We start from the raw sequence: 18,006 nt of genomic DNA, 5'->3' as shown, positions 1-18,006 counted from the left end.
GGAAAGTCAACGACTTTCCTTTTTGGTTTGATAACCATGAAATAGGTTAAAATAATATGTTGAATGACAGCCAACTGTAAAAGTTCCCTTTTGTTAATAAAAATATTATGATAAGAGAGGAAGTATGTGAGGGTGAATTTTAATGGTGACAATTTCCATCATTGAACTTTCACTAGGTATTATCGTATAGTTATAGTAGTTAGTCATAATTTTGTAGTACAAGGAGTGTAACTCAATGTTAAAAGTACAAGAAATTCGCGAATTGATTAAATTAGTGGACCAATCAAGTATTGATGAATTTGTATATGAAAACGAAGGTTCAAAAATTAAAATGAAAAAAAATGGTGCAGTTACATATGTTTCACAAGTAAGTCCGGCTCCACAAGAAACTCAATTTGTATCACCAGCACAACCAGTCTTATCTACAGCAACACCTTCCGTTCCTGTTCAGGAAGTAAACCAGGAAGTTCAAAATGAGGAGACTGTAAAGCAAGCTGATACATCCAATCTTCACAAAATTGTTTCTCCAATGGTAGGGACTTTTTATGCGTCACCGACTCCAGAAACTGACGCATATGTTAAACTGGGTTCTAATGTAACAACAGATTCGATTGTATGTATTGTGGAAGCTATGAAATTATTTAATGAAATTGAAGCTGAAATTAACGGCGAAATTGTTGAAATACTTGCTAAAAATGGACAATTAGTAGAATACGGACAGCCTTTATTTTTAGTAAAACCTGAATAAGGAGCGATAACAGGATGATTAAAAAACTGTTAATTGCAAACAGAGGAGAAATTGCAGTTAGAATTATTCGAGCGTGCAGGGAAATGGGAATTGAATCTGTTGCCGTTTACTCGGAAGCGGATCGTGAAGCATTACATGTACAGCTCGCAGATGAAGCCTATTGCATTGGGCCTACGTCATCAAAAGACAGTTATTTAAATGTAACAAATCTAATTAGTGTGGCTAAGCTTACAGCATGTGATGCCATTCACCCAGGGTATGGCTTTTTAGCCGAAAACGCAGATTTCGCAGAGCTTTGCCGCGAATGCAATATAACATTTGTGGGTCCAAGCCCAGAGGCCATTACAAGAATGGGTACTAAGGATATCGCAAGGGAGACTATGCGTGAAGCCGGGGTCCCAATTGTCCCAGGTTCAACTGGGATTATAAATGATATCGATGAGGCACTTGAACTTGTAAAAAAAATCCAATATCCAGTTATCATAAAAGCAACTGCTGGTGGAGGTGGCAAAGGGATTCGTGTTGCCAAGAACGAGCAGGAATTAATTAAAGGCATTAATATTACACAGCAGGAAGCCATGACAGCCTTTGGAAATCCTGGTGTTTACATTGAAAAATATATTGAGGATTTCCGTCATGTTGAAATTCAGGTCCTTGCTGACTCCTTTGGTAACACAATTCATTTAGGAGAAAGAGATTGTACAATCCAGCGCAGGCTGCAAAAGCTTCTTGAAGAATCTCCATCACCAGCATTAGATGGGGAAATCCGAGCAGAAATGGGTAATGCAGCCGTAAAAGCTGCAAAAGCAGTTGATTATTCAGGTGCGGGAACGGTAGAATTTATATATGACTACCGCAATCGAAAGTTTTATTTTATGGAAATGAACACCAGAATTCAGGTGGAGCATCCTGTTACAGAAATGGTCACTGGAATCGATTTAATTAAAGAACAAATCCGGGTGGCTTCTGGAGAAAAGTTAAAGTTAAAACAACAGGATGTCACATTTACAGGATGGGCAATCGAATGTCGGATTAATGCCGAAAACCCAGAAAAGAATTTTCTTCCATCTGCAGGGAAAATCAACATGTACCTTCCACCTGGCGGGTTTGGCATACGTATTGATTCAGCAGCTTATCCAGGGTATACGATTCCGCCTTATTATGATTCTATGATTGCAAAGGTTATCGCATATGGTAACAGCAGGGAAGAGGCCATTTCAAGAATGAAACGTGCATTGAGTGAATTCGTTGTTGAAGGAATCCATACAACGATTCCGTTCCATTTAAAACTACTAGATCATGAAAAGTTCGTCGAAGGCGGATTTAATACGAAATTCTTGGAATTGCATGATGTGATGAAGTCTATTTAATATCTGGAGGTGTTATTAATGAGCGAGTTTAGTGTCTTGGAAATGGAACAAGGCAATAACGGACATGGGAAAATTGAAATTGCTCCTGAAGTGATTGAGGTTATTGCAGGCATTGCTGCTTCTGAGGTGGAAGGTGTAGCCTCGATGCGTGGTAATTTTGCAACAGGTGTGGTTGAGCGTTTAGGGAAGAAAAACCATGGTAAGGGCGTAAAAGTCGAATTAACAGAGTCAGGAATAAAAGTAGATGTCTATTGTATGATGAAGTTTGGAGTATCCATTCCTTCCGTTGCAGGAAAAGTGCAGGATAATATTCGTCAAGCATTGTTGAATATGACTGCCTTAGATGCTGAAGAAGTAAATATTCATGTGGTTGGGATACAATTTGAAAACCATAAGAATGAACCAGAGAGCATTGACACAGAGATCTAAAACTTGGAAACCAAAGGAGAATATTCCTTTGGTTTTTCTTTATTTGTAATTAAGTCCTAAATAAAAGTGCTTACATATTGGAAAAATAACAACCTTAGAGTGCGAATCATTTTTAGTTATGCTATTATCGTTTATGTGCAACCTATTCGAATACTTATTTACTATTTATGTATGAAAAATAGACAAAAATTAATTAATATCTCTAAAGGAGTTAATTGTATAATGAAAAGAAGAACAGCAAGGGAAAAGGCATTACAGGCACTTTTTCAAATCGATATAAGCAACACTGAGCCATCAGCAGCGATTGAGCATGTATTGGAAGGAGAGGCGGGTGACGAGTACCTATCTAAACTTGTTCTAGGGGTAGTCGAACAAAAAACCTTAATTGACAATTTAATCAGTGAAAATCTAGAAAAATGGTCCATAGAACGATTGGCAACGGTCGATCGAAATTTATTAAGAATAGCTACATATGAAATGAAGTTTTTCCGAAATGAAGTTCCAGAAAATGTTATTTTAGATGAAGCCATCGAAATAGCAAAAATATACGGAGATGACCAATCAAGTAAGTTTATTAATGGTGTTCTATCAAAGGTGAAACAAAAACTTCTTAACGATTAATTGATTGGACGCACTTAAGAAAAAAAGGAGAAGAGAAAATGACAGCTACTATAATTGATGGAAAAGAAATTGCAGCAAAAAAAAGAATGGAAATCGCAGAAGAGGTTAGCAGAATAAAAAACCTTGGGGTAACTCCTGGATTAGCAGTTATTCTTGTCGGAAATAACCATGCTTCTCGGACATATGTAACAAATAAAGAAAAAGCCTGCCAAGAACTTGGGATGAACTCAGTTTTAATTGAAATGCCAGAGGAAGTTTCCGAAGAGGAATTACTCTCAAAAATTGAAGAATTAAATCAGGACGATCATATTCATGGCATTTTGGTTCAGCTGCCAATCCCCAAACACATTGACGAAAAAAAAGTAATTGAATCGATCTCTCCTAATAAGGATGTCGATGGGTTTCATCCGATTAATATCGGCAGGATGATGACAGGGCAGAATGCCTTCTTACCATGTACGCCGTACGGAATTATGGTGTTACTTGAAGAAACAGGTATCTCAATAGCAGGGAAGCATGTTGTCGTGGTTGGGAGAAGTAATATTGTCGGAAAGCCGGTCGGTCAATTATTTTTAAATCAACATGCAACTGTAACCTATTGTCATTCTAAAACTAATGACCTAAAGTTCCATACAAACCAAGCGGATATCCTTATTGCTGCTGTTGGAATTCCGAATTTTATTACAGCGGAGCATGTAAAAGACGGTGCTGTCGTCATTGATGTTGGAATTAACCGTAATGAAGCCGGAAAGCTTTGCGGTGATGTAGCTTTTGCTGAGGTAAGCGAAAAAGCTGGATATATCACGCCTGTTCCAAAGGGAGTAGGACCGATGACCATTACCATGCTTATGTATAATACCTTAAAATCAGCTGCAGAAAGCCTAGACCGCCATTAAGTAGGAAATTGTCCTTATCTTTTATAAATATATATAAGATAAGGACAGTTTTTCGCTAATCGAAGAGTTTTCATTTGACTATTGGTCGAATAAAAAGGAGTTACCTATGCAGGAACAAAGATATTTATCTGTGAATGCTTTAACCAAATACATAAAAAGAAAATTTGATGCGGATCCACATTTACGGGATGTTCATGTTAGAGGTGAAATTTCAAATTTCAAACAGCATTCGAGCGGTCATATGTATTTTACCTTAAAGGATGAAAAAGCCCGCATTCTTGCGGTTATGTTTTCGAGTCAGTCAAGATCAATGAAATTCACACCAGAAAATGGCATGAAAGTAATTGTCAGAGGCGAAATTTCCGTTTATGAACCAAGTGGTCAATATCAAATATATATAAAAGAAATGCGGCCAGATGGTATAGGAGAATTGTTTTTAGCCTATGAACAGCTTAAACAAAGACTAGAATTAGAAGGATTATTTGCGATAGAAAATAAAAAGGTGATTCCTTTGTATCCTAGAACCGTTGGGGTGATTACCTCACCCACTGGAGCGGCGATAAGGGATGTTATTACTACAATTAAAAGACGGTATCCCATCGCTAATATTCTTGTTTTTCCTGCCCTTGTACAGGGTGATCAAGCGGCTCCCTCTATTGCTAAGGCAATTGCTAAAGCAAATAGCATGAATGAAATTGATGTCCTAATCGTTGGACGCGGCGGGGGGTCAATAGAGGAGTTGTGGGCTTTTAATGAGGAACTCGTTGCCCGAGCGATATTTTCTTCAGACATCCCGATCATATCAGCCGTCGGACATGAAACCGACTTTACCATTGCTGATTTTGTAGCGGATTTACGCGCTCCGACCCCAACTGGTGCTGCAGAACTTGCTGTCCCACATATAGATGAGTTATTGGACAGGGTTTTACAGCGGCAAACTCGCCTTCTTCGGACGATGAAGGGAAAATTCCAGTTTGAAAAAGAACGATTAACTCGTGTTCAGAAATCCTATGCCTTTCGCTATCCCCATCGATTATATGAACAAAAGCTTGAGCAGGTTGATAAACTAACGGAAATGCTGGTCCGCGGGACATCCAGGTTGTCCTTAATAAAAAAAGGGCAGCACGAAATTCTTTATAAACGCTTGCAGAGGAATCATCCAAGCGAGGCATTACGAGAAGCACAAAAACGTTTAGACCTAACCAATAAAGAGATGAAACGTGCCATGCAGCAAGTACTTTCAAAAAAGCAAACAGAATTTGAAAGGATCCTTTCGACCTTAGGCGCGTTGAGCCCCTTGAAAATCATGGAACGTGGATATAGTTTAGCTTATTCAGAAGAAAACAGACTAATTAAAAGCATTAATCAAGTTAAAATGAATGAGCGAGTTCAGATTCAATTAACGGATGGCAGTCTTTTCTGTAGAGTTGAGAATAGGAAGGAGAGCGAAAAACGTGACGAATGAAAAGAAAATTTCCTTTGAAGAGGCAATGACTAACTTGGAACGAATTGTGGATAAGCTTGAAGAAGGAGATGTACCGTTAGAAGAAGCAATCATCTTCTATAAAGAAGGTATGGAGCTGTCCAAACTTTGCCATGATAAATTAAAAAGTGTCGAAGAACAATTAACACAAATTATTACGGAGGACGGTCGGACGGAGAGTTTAACGATTGATGAGGAGGAATAAGACTTGGGAACCGGGTTACTAGATGTATTTGCACGAGAATATAAACTTCAGCTTGATTCGGAGCTTCGGACTCTGGTTAATAAGCTTGACGCCCCTCCTATTATTAAGGAATCAATGATCTATTCACTTGAAGCAGGAGGTAAACGAATTCGCCCCCTTTTATTATTCGCTACTCTAGAAGCATTTGGGGTAGACCCAAAAAATGGGCTTCTTGCTGCTTCGGCCATTGAGATGGTTCATACATATTCCCTAATTCACGACGATTTGCCAAGCATGGATAATGATGACCTTAGAAGAGGCAAACCCACAAATCATAAAGTTTTTGGTGATGCTATTGCGATTTTAGCAGGAGATGCTTTATTAACATATAGCTTTGAGGTAATTGGGAATATTCCATCTGAATTCGCTTCAGCAGATACAAAACTAAAATTAGTGATTGAGTTGGCAAAGGCATCTGGAACGGAAGGAATGGTTGGCGGCCAAGTTGCCGATATGGAAGGAGAAGGGAAATCCTTAACTCTCGAAGAACTTGAGTATATACACATCCATAAAACCGGTAAGCTGCTCGGATTTAGTGTTCTGGCAGGAGCGATAATGGCGGGTGCAAATCAGGAACAATTAAAAAATCTTTCCTCTTTCGCCCATCATCTAGGTCTCGCTTTTCAAATCCAAGATGATATTCTTGATTTGGTGGGGAATCAGCAATTAATCGGGAAACCAGTTGGTAGTGATACCTCCAATCATAAAAGTACGTATCCGCAGTTGTTATCATTAGAAGGGGCAATTGCAGCCTTGAATCAACAAATAAATCTATCGAAGCAATATCTCGGTATGACAGGCTTGGATACGACCCTTCTGATGGAAATAACGGAATTAGTTGCTTCAAGAGACCATTAAAAAACGGTATTTGAGGCATTGAAATAAGTGTGTTATAATTGTTTTCATTGTAGAAAACGTTGTCAATGCCGTTATCACTCTCGTGTTAGCGGCTATTTTTTAATCAAAACTTAATTATTTAAATGTGTAATATAACACAATGACAAAAAGAAGAATGCATAAAAGTATGAAAGTGAGTGGTCCAAACATGGATCTGTTATCAATAAAAGACCCAGCCTTTTTAAAAGGCATGTCGAATATCGAATTAGAGGCTTTAAGTCAAGAAATTCGCACATTTTTGATTGAAAAGCTGTCTGTAACTGGAGGCCATATTGGACCGAATTTAGGAGTAGTCGAATTAACCATAGCCTTACATAAATGTTTTAACAGTCCCAAAGATAAGATTATCTGGGATGTGGGACATCAATCTTATGTTCATAAAATTTTAACGGGCAGAGCAAGTGAGTTTGATACATTACGGCAATATAAAGGATTATGCGGCTTTCCTAAACGGATTGAAAGCGAGCATGATGTTTGGGAAACAGGTCACAGTTCTACATCTCTTTCTGCTGCTATGGGAATGGCAATTGCTAGAGATTTAAAAAAGGAAAAATCATTTGTTATTCCAGTTATAGGTGACGGGGCTCTAACAGGTGGAATGGCGTTAGAAGCCTTAAATCATATTGGTCATGAGAAAAAAGATATGATTGTCATTTTAAATGACAATGAAATGTCAATCGCTCCTAATGTTGGTGCACTTCATAATATTCTTGGTCAATTGCGGACGGCTGGAAAATATCAATGGGTGAAAGATGAGCTTGAAGTACTGTTGAAAAAAGTACCTGCAGTGGGCGGGAAATTAGCTGCAACCGCTGAAAGAGTGAAAGACAGCCTTAAATATTTATTTGTTTCCGGTATGTTTTTTGAAGAACTAGGATTTACTTATCTCGGCCCAATTGATGGTCATAATTTTGAAGCATTATTTGAGAACTTCAGCTATGCTAAAAAGACAGAAGGTCCGATTCTTCTCCATGTCATCACTAAAAAGGGAAAAGGCTATCAGCCGGCAGAAAGTGATAAAACAGGTACATGGCATGGAACTGGACCATATAAAATGGACACTGGTGCATTCGTAAAGCCGGTAAAAACACCGCCCCCTGCATGGAGCAGCCTTGTCAGTGAAACGGTTCGAAAGCTTGCCAGGACGGATGAAAGGATTGTGGCGATTACACCAGCTATGCCTGTTGGTTCTAAACTCGAAGGCTTTGCAGGTGAGTTCCCTGAACGAATGTATGATGTAGGGATTGCAGAGCAACATGCTGCGACAGTCGCTGCGGGATTAGCTACACAAAATATGAAACCTTTTCTGGCAATTTACTCAACCTTTTTACAGCGGGCTTATGATCAGGTGGTTCATGATATTTGCCGTCAAAACTTAAATGTCTTTATTGGAATCGACCGGGCTGGATTGGTGGGTGCCGATGGGGAAACCCATCAAGGAGTTTTTGATATTGCTTTTTTAAGGCATATCCCTAATATGGTTTTAATGATGCCAAAGGATGAAAATGAGGGTCAGCATATGGTTTACACCGCACTAAATTATGATGACGGTCCTATTGCCATGAGATTCCCGCGTGGGAATGGACTTGGTGTCCCATTGGATAAGGATTTTCAAGCCATTCCAATTGGGACGTGGGAGGTTCTAAAAGAGGGCGATGATGCGGCTATCCTAACCTTTGGAACCACCATTCAAATGGCCTTAGAAGCAGCTGAGGTACTTGAAAAGAAGGGGATCTCCGTCAAAGTTGTCAATGCCCGGTTTATCAAGCCTTTGGATGGAAAAATGCTGACTCATCTACTTGTGAAAAATATGCCGATTCTTACCATTGAGGAAGCAGTTTTACAAGGGGGGTTTGGTAGTGCAGTTCTGGAGTACGCACAAACCCAAGGATTTTATCACGCGCACATCGACAGAATCGGAATCCCGGACCAATTTATTGAACATGGAGATGTTGACTCACTTCTTAAAGAAATTGGTTTAACAACGGAAGAAGTAATCAAACGGGTTTCTATACTAGCTAGAAAAAAACAACAAAGGGCTTAAGATATGAAAAATAAAGAACGGTTAGACGTTTTACTTGTAGAAAGAGGTTTAATTGAAACCAGAGAAAAGGCAAAACGAACGATTATGGCAGGGCTAGTTTATTCAAACGAAGAGCGATTGGATAAACCAGGAGAAAAGGTGAAAACGGATATTCCACTTAGTATCAAAGGGAAGATCCTTCCGTATGTAAGCCGTGGTGGATTAAAGCTTGAAAAGGCTTTGAAGGTATTTGATGTGAGTGTTACGAACAAAGTATTGCTCGACATTGGATCTTCTACTGGCGGCTTTACCGATTGTGCATTACAGAACGGTGCAAAAATGTCCTATGCTTTGGATGTAGGCTATAATCAGCTTGCTTGGAAACTTAGACAGGATGAACGTGTCGTAGTAATGGAGAGGACAAATTTCCGCTATGTTACACCTGTCGATTTAATTGGAGAGATGCCAAATTTCGCCACAATCGATGTATCGTTTATCTCCTTAACGTTGATATTACCTGTCTTAAAAACACTCTTAGTCCCTGAAAGTGACGTCATAGCACTAGTAAAACCGCAATTTGAGGCTGGACGTGAACAGGTTGGTAAAAAAGGGATCATTCGTGATGAAAAAGTACATTTACAAGTAATTGATAAAATCATTAATTTTGCCTTTCAGCAAGGATACACAATAAAAAACTTATCCTTTTCACCCATCACTGGCGGGGATGGAAACATTGAGTACCTGCTCCATCTAAAATGGGAAGGGGAACGGGAAATTGGAGTTAATCAATTACTTGTCACCCCTATTGAAATTGTAAAGGAATCACACGTGGAACTTAAAACAAAACAAAATTCAGAAGGGTAGGCTGATGCTTATCCTTTTCTTCTTTTGGAATGAAAATTCCCCCCTTTTCACAAGAAAAAATGTACAAGCTTGTAAAAATCGGCTAACATGTTTATAAGAGCGTGTTAGTACATATTACTTAGATGTTTTAACTATTATGGGGTGAAACAATGAACAAAGGCCAACGCCATATAAAAATAAGAGAAATCATTGCTACTAATGATATCGAAACACAGGACGAGTTAGTGGATGAACTAAAAAGTGCTGGCTATAATGTAACACAAGCAACCGTTTCTAGGGATATTAAAGAATTACATCTTGTTAAGGTTCCATTAAGCGATGGACGATATAAGTACAGCTTACCTGCTGACCAAAGATTTAATCCATTACAAAAGTTGAAAAGATCATTAATCGATGCGTTTGTACGGATTGATGCGGCAGGTCATTTGCTTGTCATGAAGTGCCTGCCAGGTAATGCAATGGCAATTGGCGCACTAATCGATAATCTCGATTGGGATGAAATATTAGGGACCATCTGTGGGGATGACACAATGTTAATCATTTGTCGAACTCCGGAAGATACTGAAGTTATCACAAACCGGTTCCTAGATATGCTTTAATTGGGGGAATGTTCCTTGTTAGCAGAATTATCAATTAAAAATTTCGCCATTATCGAAGCCTTATCTGTAACATTTACAAAGGGATTAACGGTTTTAACAGGTGAAACGGGTGCAGGTAAATCAATCATCATTGATGCTATTCATTTATTAGTTGGTGGCAGAGGGTCTGCAGAATTTGTTCGTCATGGTGAGGAAAAGGCGGAAATCGAAGGGCTTTTTCAGATTGATGATAACAAACATCCGGTAATTGCTAAAGCTTTAGAATTTGGGATTGACATTGACGAAGGAACGGTAATCTTACGACGTGATATTGCCCAAACCGGTAAAAGTGTTTGCCGAGTGAATGGAAAGCTTGTGACAATCTCCATTCTCAGGGAAATCGGAGGAACACTCGTTGATATCCATGGTCAGCATGAGCATCAAGAGTTAATGGATGACTCAAGACACCTAACACTGCTAGATCAATTTGGAGCAGATGATATACTACCTTCACAAGGTGAATACCAGCAAGTATTTCGTCGTTATGAGCAAACCTTCCAAAAGTTAAAAGCATTAAGTGAAAATGATCAACAAACTGCCCATCGGCTAGATTTAATACAGTTTCAATTGGATGAAATTCAAAAGGCAAATTTAAAGCTTAATGAAGATGAAGATCTTTTTGAGGAAAAAAGAAAACTAACTAATTTCGAAAGAGTATTTGGAGCCATTCAGTCCAGCCATACAGCCTTGCAGGGAGAACAAAAAGGGCTGGATTGGATTAGTATGGTTATGGGGCACCTAGAAGACGCTGCGGCACTTGATACGGCGTATAAAGACATCTACGAATCTGTCTCGAATAGCTACTACCAATTAGAAGATGCGGCGCGTGCATTAAGAAATGAATTAGATATATTAGAGTTCGACCCGCAACGGTTACATGAAATCGAAGACCGGTTGAATGAAATTAATCAGCTCAAACGAAAATACGGAAAAACAATTCATGAAATATTAGAGTATGCTGCAAATATTGAAGAAGAAATTGAAACATTGCAAAATAAAGAAACACATATAAGCGAATTAGAAAAAGAATTAACTTCTGTAAAAAAAGACTTAATCCTTGAAGCGAAGCAGTTAACTGAAATTCGTCTTAAATGGGCAGATAAACTGACAAGGTTAATACATAAAGAATTAAAAGAATTGTATATGGCGAAAACCGTTTTTGAAATTCGTTTTGAATCAAATACCATTCAATTTACAAAAAACGGTGTGGACCACGTCGAATTTTTTATCTCAACTAACCCCGGAGAACCATTGAAGCCCTTATCAAAGGTTGCTTCTGGAGGGGAATTATCTAGAATTATGTTGGCATTAAAAAGTATTTTTTCCAAGCATCAAGGAGTAACATCCATAATTTTCGATGAGGTTGATACTGGTGTAAGCGGCAGGGTTGCCCAATCAATTGCGGAGAAAATCTATAAGGTGGCTGCCGAATCACAGGTTTTGTGTATTTCGCATCTGCCTCAGGTAGCAGCTATGGCTGATACTCACTTGTTCATTTCAAAGATCATAAAAGGGGGTAGAACGAAAACTTCTGTTACCCCGTTAGAGATTAATGAAAAAATTAATGAAATTGGCCGGATGATATCTGGAACAGAAATAACTGACCTCACTAAAAAACATGCAGAAGAATTATTATATTTAGCTGCTGAAAACAAAAAAAGTGGTAGTCCTTTGACAAGTCACTAAACTGAAACATTTGCCGTAAAAAGGCTAAAATTTCTATATTTTTAATAAAAATTGTAATGCTATCCATTTCGGGTAGCTTTTTTATGTAGAACCAAGTTATAAATGATTGTCAAGGAGGCAAAATTAAAGATGTAGCCATTTCAATGTAATGAAAAGAAGCGAGGAGAGTGAAGAATTTGAAGTTAGAAATAATTAGAAAGATTATTGGTGGAATTCTCCTTGTTTCATTAATTAGCCTTATTTTTTTTCAGCCTATACAGCAATACCTTGCGATACCTAAAACAATTACAGTTTTTGAAGGACAAGACTATAATTTTCAAAAGGCTGCCCCGGTATCAGCCGCTTTGGTTTCTCGCAATTCGAATATTACACTTGATCAAGGAAAACATACGGTTTCAATGAAGGCAACTGAAAATGGAAAAAATGAAATGCTGTTAGAGTTTGCAGGGATTCCTATAAAAAAGGTTGACGTACGCGTCTTAAAGGATTTTAGAGTCATTCCAGGCGGGCAGTCAATCGGCGTAAAATTAAACACAGTCGGCGTTTTGGTTGTGGGCCACCATTTAATCAATACTATATCTGGAAAAAAGTCTCCAGGTGAAATTGCAGGTATAAAAATTGGGGATATCATTACTGAAATTAACGGTAATAAAATTGAAAAAATGTCAGATGTAGCACCATTTGTACAAACCGCAGGACAAGAAGGAAAACCTCTCGATATGGTTATTAGTCGGGAAAGTGGAAAATTTACTACACAATTAACCCCATTAAAAGACAAAGGGGAAAATATTTATAAGCTTGGTTTATATATTAGAGATTCCGCTGCAGGAATTGGAACAATGACCTTTGTTCATCCACAATCTAAGAAATATGGTGCCCTTGGTCATGTAATATCAGACATGGATACAAAACAGCCAATTGTTGTTGAAGATGGACAAATTGTCCGGTCTACTGTAACTTCCATTGAAAAGGGAAGTAACGGAGACCCTGGTGAAAAACTTGCCCGCTTTTCTTCGGACCGAGAAATCGTTGGTAATATCCAAAAGAACAGCCCATTTGGTATTTTTGGTGAAATGGTAAAAGAATTAAAAAATGGTGTTATGGATAAACCACTGCCTATCGCATTATCACATCAAGTAAAAGAAGGACCCGCAAAGATATTAACGGTCGTTAATGATGACCAAGTAGAAGAATTTGATATCGAAATTGTCAGCACAATCCCGCAAAAGTTTCCAGCAACCAAAGGCATGGTAATAAAAGTAACCGACCCTAAGCTCCTTAAAAAAACAGGAGGTATTGTTCAAGGGATGAGCGGCAGCCCAATTATTCAAGATGGAAAACTAATTGGAGCAGTTACACATGTTTTTGTTAATGATCCAACCTCAGGATACGGGGTACACATTGAATGGATGTTAAATGAAGCTGGAATTAACATATATGAAATGCCAAAAAATAAAGCGAGTTAGGACATTGGAGCAAAATAGGAAAATCCCCCTATTTTGCTTTTTACATAAACATTTTTCGACAAAAAACATCCATATTTTGGAAATGACGCAGTTTACGTCGAAAAGGCGAGAAAAACAAAGAAAAGATTAGATTTTATCACTATTTTAAGAAATATTAAAAAAATGAGAGGAATTTTTGTTGCATTGTCGAATTTCTAATTTAGAATAGAATTAGGAGAATACAACTGATTAGAAATGTTAGATGAAATAGATCTTATGATTTAAACCCGAGGAGGAACTAGAAGTGAAGAAAATTAAAGTTTGTGTCGTTGATGACAATAGGGAGCTAGTTGGACTATTAGAGGACTTTATTTCGTCCCAAGATGATATGGAAGTTGTAGGAATTGCTCATAATGGACAAGAGTGTCTAGAAATGTTATCGACAACGGATCCTGACGTTCTAGTTTTGGATATTATTATGCCGCATCTTGATGGTTTGGCTGTACTTGAGCGCCTCCGTGATCTTAAAAAGGGAGTACTTCCCAACGTTATTATGCTCACTGCCTTTGGTCAGGAAGATGTGACAAAAAAAGCAGTTGAACTTGGTGCTTCCTACTTTATTTTGAAACCATTTGATATGGAGAATTTAGGAAGCCATATTCGACAAGTTAGCGGAAATAACAATTCATTTACACGAAAATCAACATCAACAACTTATCGTTCTCAAACTGAGCAAAAACCTAAAAATTTGGATGCTAGTATTACAAGCATCATTCATGAAATTGGTGTCCCAGCACATATTAAAGGATATCTGTACTTACGTGAGGCCATTTCAATGGTATATAACGATATCGAACTTTTAGGGTCAATTACGAAAGTGCTGTATCCAGATATCGCCAAAAAATATAACACAACAGCGAGCCGTGTGGAACGAGCAATCCGTCATGCCATTGAAGTGGCTTGGAGCCGGGGAAACATTGATTCCATTTCTTCGCTATTCGGATACACTGTCAGCATGTCTAAGGCAAAACCGACGAATTCTGAATTTATTGCCATGGTTGCGGATAAATTGAGGCTGGAACACAAGGCATCTTGAAATAATAATTAATTGTAAGCCTTCATCGAAAGAAATGAAGGCTTTTTTTTTAACACTTAAAGTTGGTGTTTTTATTTATGTTATTTTTTCTCCTCTTTCTCTAATTCCATTAGTTTTTGGATGAGAATATGTTGGGGCATATGCATAATCTGTTCTATAGGCACATTTAACTTTTGGGATAGCTTGATTGCTGTTTCTGGTGATAACTGTAAAGGTTTCATTTGAAATTCCTCCAATTAGAAAGTTGGGAAGTGAAAATATGACTCAGATTTTTGCGCACCGTGGCTATTCGGCTTCTTTTGCAGAAAATACATTAGGAGCCTTTCGTGAAGCAGAAAAAGCAGGTGCAGATGGGTTGGAATTGGATGTTCAGTTAACAAAAGACGGCGAATTAGTTGTCATTCATGATGAAAAAGTAGACCGAACAACGAACGGGAACGGGTTTGTAAAAGATTTCTTATTTAAAGATCTTCGGAAATTGAACGCCAATCTAAAAAGCAAAAAAGAACCTATACCTGCATTAACTGAAGTTCTTGAGTGGCTTACATCCAATAGATTATTATGTAATATTGAATTAAAGAACGGGCTATTTCCCTATAAGGGGATGGAAGAAAAAGTCATTCAACTTGTTCGAAAATTTAATTTAATCGATCGGATTATTATTTCCTCTTTCAATCACTATAGCATTGTCTATAGTTACAGCCTAGCACCTGAAATTGAAATAGCCCCTCTTTTTCTTGAAGGCATCTACATGCCATGGATTTATTCCCAAGCGATCCGAGCTAAGGGGATCCATCCAAAATACTCAGTCATGTCTGATGATGTTATCATAAATACAATAAATAACGGGATTGCCGTACGGCCATATACTGTTAATAAAGAGATAGATATGCATCGCCTTTTTAAGATTAATTGCACGGCGTTTATTACGGATGATCCAGTAAAAGCGTTAAAAATACGAAAACAATATGAAAAGAGACCGTAGAGGCCTCTTTTTATTTTGTATTTTTAAACCTTTTTTGAACCTTGCTTCTTTTTCGGTCTCGATGAAAAATAAATCCTGCCACAAACCCTAGACCGCCGACAAAAAAGATAAACCCAGCTAGAAATTGCACCAATAAATTAGGGAATGGAGCTTGTAAAATCCCGAATAACATATCACGCATTAATTTAATACCAACAGCAGCCAAAATTCCAGGAATCAATACTATGATGAGGGCAATTATTCGCTTCATAAATAAATCCTTCCAGTTTCAAATTTTACTGTAATATCATGTCATATTAAGATTATATCTCATCAAAATATTATTATATAGATAAAATTTGTCAAGGATTGTGTTTGGTTATAAAATAGATATGAAAAAAGTTGCATATTTTTCTTAAGATGATATGAAAAAAATTTCTTAAAGGGGTAGAAAAAATGCAAAATGTCATGATTGTTGGTGCTGGTAAAGGTGGTACGGCAATCTTAAAAATTTTAAAAGAATCTGAAGTATTAAAAGTAAGTGTGGTAATTGATCGGAACTTGGATGCACCGGGAATTTTATTCGCACAAGAAGAGGGGATAAAAACAGGGGAAGACTGGCGCCCATTTTTAGCAGGTTCTATTGATATTATCATTGAAGTAACAGGAAACGATACTGTTTTCCAAGAACTTAGAAAAGCTAAAAGTCAAAATACCATTCTGATTCCAGGAAGCGTTGCATTTCTGGTCGCAAAAATTATGCAAGAAAAAGAGGAGCTAATTGAAAAGCATAAAAATGAATCCTACCAGCAGGAACTAATCTTTAATGCTGCAAATGATGGAATGATTGTTATTGATAAGTACGGAAAGGTCATTTTATTCAACAAACGGGCACAAGAAATCATGGGTGTAAAGAGTGTACAGGCAATTGGGAAATTTGTTGTTGATGTTATTCCAACAACAAGGCTGCCTCAAATTTTAGAAACAAGAAGAATTGAAGCGAACCAAGAAATGGTTCTGAGTAATGATAGAAAAATCATTACGACCCGTATTCCAATTATCGAGGAAAATGGGACCTTAATAGGTGCGTTTGCTGTTTTTAAAGATATTACTGAGGTTGTTAATCTTGCTGAAGAACTTACGGATTTAAAGGAAATTCAAACCATGTTGCAAGCTATTATCCATTCTAGTGATGATGCAATTTCTGTTGTAGATGAAAATGGCAGAGGCATTCTTATTAATCCAGCATACTCCCGTATTACTGGACTGACCCATGATCAGATTATTGGTCAACCAGCTACAGCGGATATTTCTGAAGGGGAGAGTATGCACATGAAGGTGTTGCAAACCAGAAGAGCTGTACGCGGCGTTCCGATGAGAGTGGGGCCAAACAAACGAGAAGTAATAGTAAATGTAGCCCCGATTATCGTAAAAGGGAAATTAAAAGGCAGTGTTGGCGTTATTCATGATATGTCCGAAATAAAATCACTGAATAGAGAATTGAACCGCGCACGACAACTGATCCGCAAGCTTGAAGCGAAATACACCTTTGAGGATATAATTGCTCAATCTGATGAAATGATGCTAGCGATTGAACAAGCTAAACTAGGAGCGAAAACACCTGCAACCGTTCTCCTTAGGGGTGAATCAGGAACCGGGAAAGAATTGTTTGCCCATGCTATACATAATGCAAGCGACCGTAAATATAACAAATTTATCAGGGTCAATTGCGCTGCAATTTCGGAAACATTGTTAGAAAGTGAACTATTCGGCTATGAGGAAGGTGCTTTTTCTGGTGCCATGAGAGGAGGAAAAAGAGGCTTTTTCGAAGAAGCTAATAATGGGAGTATTTTTCTCGATGAAATTGGTGAACTTCCAGTAAATACACAAGCAAAATTACTGAGAGTACTTCAAGAAAAAGAAATTATCCGAGTCGGTGGGACAAAGCCAATTTCCATTAATGTAAGAATTATTGCGGCAACTAATGTCAATTTAGAAAAGGGTATTGCTAAAGGCTCCTTTCGGGAAGACTTATATTATCGTTTAAATCGAATGCCAATCCATATCCCTCCATTAAGGAAGCGAAAAGAGGAAATTCCTCTTTTAAATGAGCGGCTTATTCAAAAAATAAGCCAGGACTATGGACGAAACGTTGAAGGAATCACACCGGCAGCGTTACACCAGTTAATGGATTATGAATGGCCAGGAAATGTTCGAGAATTAGAAAATATTCTTGGCAGAGCGATTATTTTTATGAATTATTATGAGCTCCTTATTGATGTTCATCACCTACCAGAGTTAAAAAATAAAAAAAGCACAAATGAACCCTCTTTAAGCTACAGTAACGATTCCTTTGTGATAGACCGTTCCTTATCAGATATGATAGATGAATATGAGACGAAAATTATTAAGCAGACACTTCTTCGCTTAAATGGAAATAAGACATTGACAGCGAAAACGCTGGGATTGTCTGTGAGGAATTTATATTATAAGCTTGAAAAATACAACATTGAAAAGAATAGCATGCAATAAATTTCGTATTATGAAAAATGTTTCACACTTTAGAATGAATAATAAAGCGTTTTCATGGGGATTTGTTTGG

General features: G+C 37.8%; 18 protein-coding genes. 16 read left to right on the top strand and 2 right to left on the bottom strand.

Translation table 11 applies throughout. From position 1 onward, the window contains the following. Positions 1–235 precede the first annotated feature (235 nt). The 14 genes from accB to spo0A all read left to right on the top strand — a co-directional run bounded on the left by accB (position 236) and on the right by spo0A (position 14,440). Entirely contained in the window at positions 236–748 is a 513-nt protein-coding gene (accB, locus tag ACSU6B_RS23065; protein WP_410888593.1) for an acetyl-CoA carboxylase biotin carboxyl carrier protein, read from the top strand. Between the two features lie 14 nt (positions 749–762). After that, the gene (gene accC, locus ACSU6B_RS23060) at positions 763–2,118 is read left to right on the top strand and encodes an acetyl-CoA carboxylase biotin carboxylase subunit (RefSeq protein WP_215005224.1); all 1,356 of its coding nucleotides are present in this window, start codon (positions 763–765) and stop codon (positions 2,116–2,118) included. 18 nt (positions 2,119–2,136) lie between these two features. Continuing rightward, complete coding sequence (locus tag ACSU6B_RS23055) at positions 2,137–2,547, top strand: Asp23/Gls24 family envelope stress response protein (protein ID WP_088088920.1); 411 nt, start codon at positions 2,137–2,139, stop codon at positions 2,545–2,547. Between the two features lie 222 nt (positions 2,548–2,769). Then, on the top strand, positions 2,770–3,168 hold the full coding sequence (gene nusB / locus ACSU6B_RS23050) for a transcription antitermination factor NusB (RefSeq protein WP_088088919.1): 399 nt from the start codon (positions 2,770–2,772) through the stop codon (positions 3,166–3,168). Between the two features lie 38 nt (positions 3,169–3,206). Then, positions 3,207–4,064 (top strand): bifunctional methylenetetrahydrofolate dehydrogenase/methenyltetrahydrofolate cyclohydrolase FolD, encoded by an 858-nt coding sequence (folD, locus tag ACSU6B_RS23045; protein WP_410888592.1) that lies wholly within the window; start codon positions 3,207–3,209, stop codon positions 4,062–4,064. A gap of 106 nt (positions 4,065–4,170) precedes the next feature. After that, complete coding sequence (gene xseA, locus ACSU6B_RS23040; protein WP_410888591.1) at positions 4,171–5,529, top strand: exodeoxyribonuclease VII large subunit; 1,359 nt, start codon at positions 4,171–4,173, stop codon at positions 5,527–5,529. Then, positions 5,519–5,752 carry an exodeoxyribonuclease VII small subunit gene (locus ACSU6B_RS23035; protein ID WP_410888590.1) on the top strand — a complete coding sequence of 78 codons (234 nt, stop codon included), beginning with the start codon at positions 5,519–5,521 and terminating at the stop codon, positions 5,750–5,752. The genes xseA and ACSU6B_RS23035 overlap by 11 nt, the downstream gene beginning before the upstream one ends. Before the next feature lie 3 nt (positions 5,753–5,755). Continuing rightward, on the top strand, positions 5,756–6,649 hold the full coding sequence (locus tag ACSU6B_RS23030; protein ID WP_215005212.1) for a polyprenyl synthetase family protein: 894 nt from the start codon (positions 5,756–5,758) through the stop codon (positions 6,647–6,649). Between the two features lie 187 nt (positions 6,650–6,836). Next, positions 6,837–8,732 (top strand): 1-deoxy-D-xylulose-5-phosphate synthase, encoded by a 1,896-nt coding sequence (dxs, locus tag ACSU6B_RS23025; RefSeq protein WP_410888589.1) that lies wholly within the window; start codon positions 6,837–6,839, stop codon positions 8,730–8,732. Positions 8,733–8,735: 3 nt separating this feature from the next. Further along, the gene (locus ACSU6B_RS23020) at positions 8,736–9,575 is read left to right on the top strand and encodes a TlyA family RNA methyltransferase (RefSeq protein ID WP_215005206.1); all 840 of its coding nucleotides are present in this window, start codon (positions 8,736–8,738) and stop codon (positions 9,573–9,575) included. A gap of 149 nt (positions 9,576–9,724) precedes the next feature. Beyond that, on the top strand, positions 9,725–10,174 hold the full coding sequence (ahrC, locus tag ACSU6B_RS23015; protein WP_088088912.1) for a transcriptional regulator AhrC/ArgR: 450 nt from the start codon (positions 9,725–9,727) through the stop codon (positions 10,172–10,174). Between the two features lie 15 nt (positions 10,175–10,189). Further along, positions 10,190–11,899, top strand: coding sequence for a DNA repair protein RecN (gene recN / locus ACSU6B_RS23010; protein ID WP_410888588.1), 1,710 nt, complete (start codon positions 10,190–10,192; stop codon positions 11,897–11,899). A 176-nt stretch (positions 11,900–12,075) separates the two neighbouring features. Then, complete coding sequence (gene spoIVB / locus ACSU6B_RS23005; protein WP_410888587.1) at positions 12,076–13,365, top strand: SpoIVB peptidase; 1,290 nt, start codon at positions 12,076–12,078, stop codon at positions 13,363–13,365. A gap of 283 nt (positions 13,366–13,648) precedes the next feature. Next, positions 13,649–14,440: a sporulation transcription factor Spo0A gene (spo0A, locus tag ACSU6B_RS23000; protein WP_214713105.1), complete on the top strand. Its 792-nt coding sequence runs from the start codon at positions 13,649–13,651 to the stop codon at positions 14,438–14,440. Positions 14,441–14,520: 80 nt separating this feature from the next. Here spo0A and ACSU6B_RS22995 read toward each other — a convergent pair whose 3' ends face one another. After that, positions 14,521–14,661 (bottom strand): YycC family protein, encoded by a 141-nt coding sequence (locus ACSU6B_RS22995; RefSeq protein WP_215005197.1) that lies wholly within the window; start codon positions 14,659–14,661, stop codon positions 14,521–14,523. Positions 14,662–14,699: 38 nt separating this feature from the next. Between ACSU6B_RS22995 and ACSU6B_RS22990 the strand changes: the two genes are divergently transcribed. Beyond that, on the top strand, positions 14,700–15,425 hold the full coding sequence (locus ACSU6B_RS22990) for a glycerophosphodiester phosphodiesterase (RefSeq protein ID WP_410888586.1): 726 nt from the start codon (positions 14,700–14,702) through the stop codon (positions 15,423–15,425). A 10-nt stretch (positions 15,426–15,435) separates the two neighbouring features. Here ACSU6B_RS22990 and ACSU6B_RS22985 read toward each other — a convergent pair whose 3' ends face one another. Beyond that, positions 15,436–15,675: a DUF2627 domain-containing protein gene (locus ACSU6B_RS22985; RefSeq protein ID WP_215005190.1), complete on the bottom strand. Its 240-nt coding sequence runs from the start codon at positions 15,673–15,675 to the stop codon at positions 15,436–15,438. 185 nt (positions 15,676–15,860) lie between these two features. On the opposite strand from ACSU6B_RS22985, the gene ACSU6B_RS22980 reads away from it, so the two are divergent. Continuing rightward, the gene (locus tag ACSU6B_RS22980; protein ID WP_410888585.1) at positions 15,861–17,936 is read left to right on the top strand and encodes a sigma-54 interaction domain-containing protein; all 2,076 of its coding nucleotides are present in this window, start codon (positions 15,861–15,863) and stop codon (positions 17,934–17,936) included. The last annotated feature ends 70 nt before the right edge of the window (positions 17,937–18,006 follow it).

This window comes from Neobacillus sp. C211 (assembly GCF_051842875.1).
Classification (GTDB): Bacteria; Bacillota; Bacilli; order Bacillales; family Cytobacillaceae; genus Neobacillus.
Note: the sequence above shows the minus strand (reverse complement) of the source record. Positions and strands in the feature narration are given on the sequence as shown.

Excerpts from the sequence above, each read along its gene's own strand:
- ACSU6B_RS23020 (WP_215005206.1), top strand. The coding sequence starts at position 8,736 with ATGAAAAATAAAGAACGGTTAGACGTTTTACTTGTAGAAAGAGGTTTA.
- dxs (WP_410888589.1), top strand. The coding sequence starts at position 6,837 with ATGGATCTGTTATCAATAAAAGACCCAGCCTTTTTAAAAGGCATGTCG.
- ACSU6B_RS22990 (WP_410888586.1), top strand. The coding sequence starts at position 14,700 with ATGACTCAGATTTTTGCGCACCGTGGCTATTCGGCTTCTTTTGCAGAA.
- ACSU6B_RS22995 (WP_215005197.1), bottom strand. The coding sequence starts at position 14,661 with ATGAAACCTTTACAGTTATCACCAGAAACAGCAATCAAGCTATCCCAA.
- xseA (WP_410888591.1), top strand. The coding sequence starts at position 4,171 with ATGCAGGAACAAAGATATTTATCTGTGAATGCTTTAACCAAATACATA.
- ahrC (WP_088088912.1), top strand. The coding sequence starts at position 9,725 with ATGAACAAAGGCCAACGCCATATAAAAATAAGAGAAATCATTGCTACT.
- ACSU6B_RS23055 (WP_088088920.1), top strand. The coding sequence starts at position 2,137 with ATGAGCGAGTTTAGTGTCTTGGAAATGGAACAAGGCAATAACGGACAT.
- accB (WP_410888593.1), top strand. The coding sequence starts at position 236 with ATGTTAAAAGTACAAGAAATTCGCGAATTGATTAAATTAGTGGACCAA.
- ACSU6B_RS22980 (WP_410888585.1), top strand. The coding sequence starts at position 15,861 with ATGCAAAATGTCATGATTGTTGGTGCTGGTAAAGGTGGTACGGCAATC.
- accC (WP_215005224.1), top strand. The coding sequence starts at position 763 with ATGATTAAAAAACTGTTAATTGCAAACAGAGGAGAAATTGCAGTTAGA.
- folD (WP_410888592.1), top strand. The coding sequence starts at position 3,207 with ATGACAGCTACTATAATTGATGGAAAAGAAATTGCAGCAAAAAAAAGA.
- nusB (WP_088088919.1), top strand. The coding sequence starts at position 2,770 with ATGAAAAGAAGAACAGCAAGGGAAAAGGCATTACAGGCACTTTTTCAA.
- ACSU6B_RS22985 (WP_215005190.1), bottom strand. The coding sequence starts at position 15,675 with ATGAAGCGAATAATTGCCCTCATCATAGTATTGATTCCTGGAATTTTG.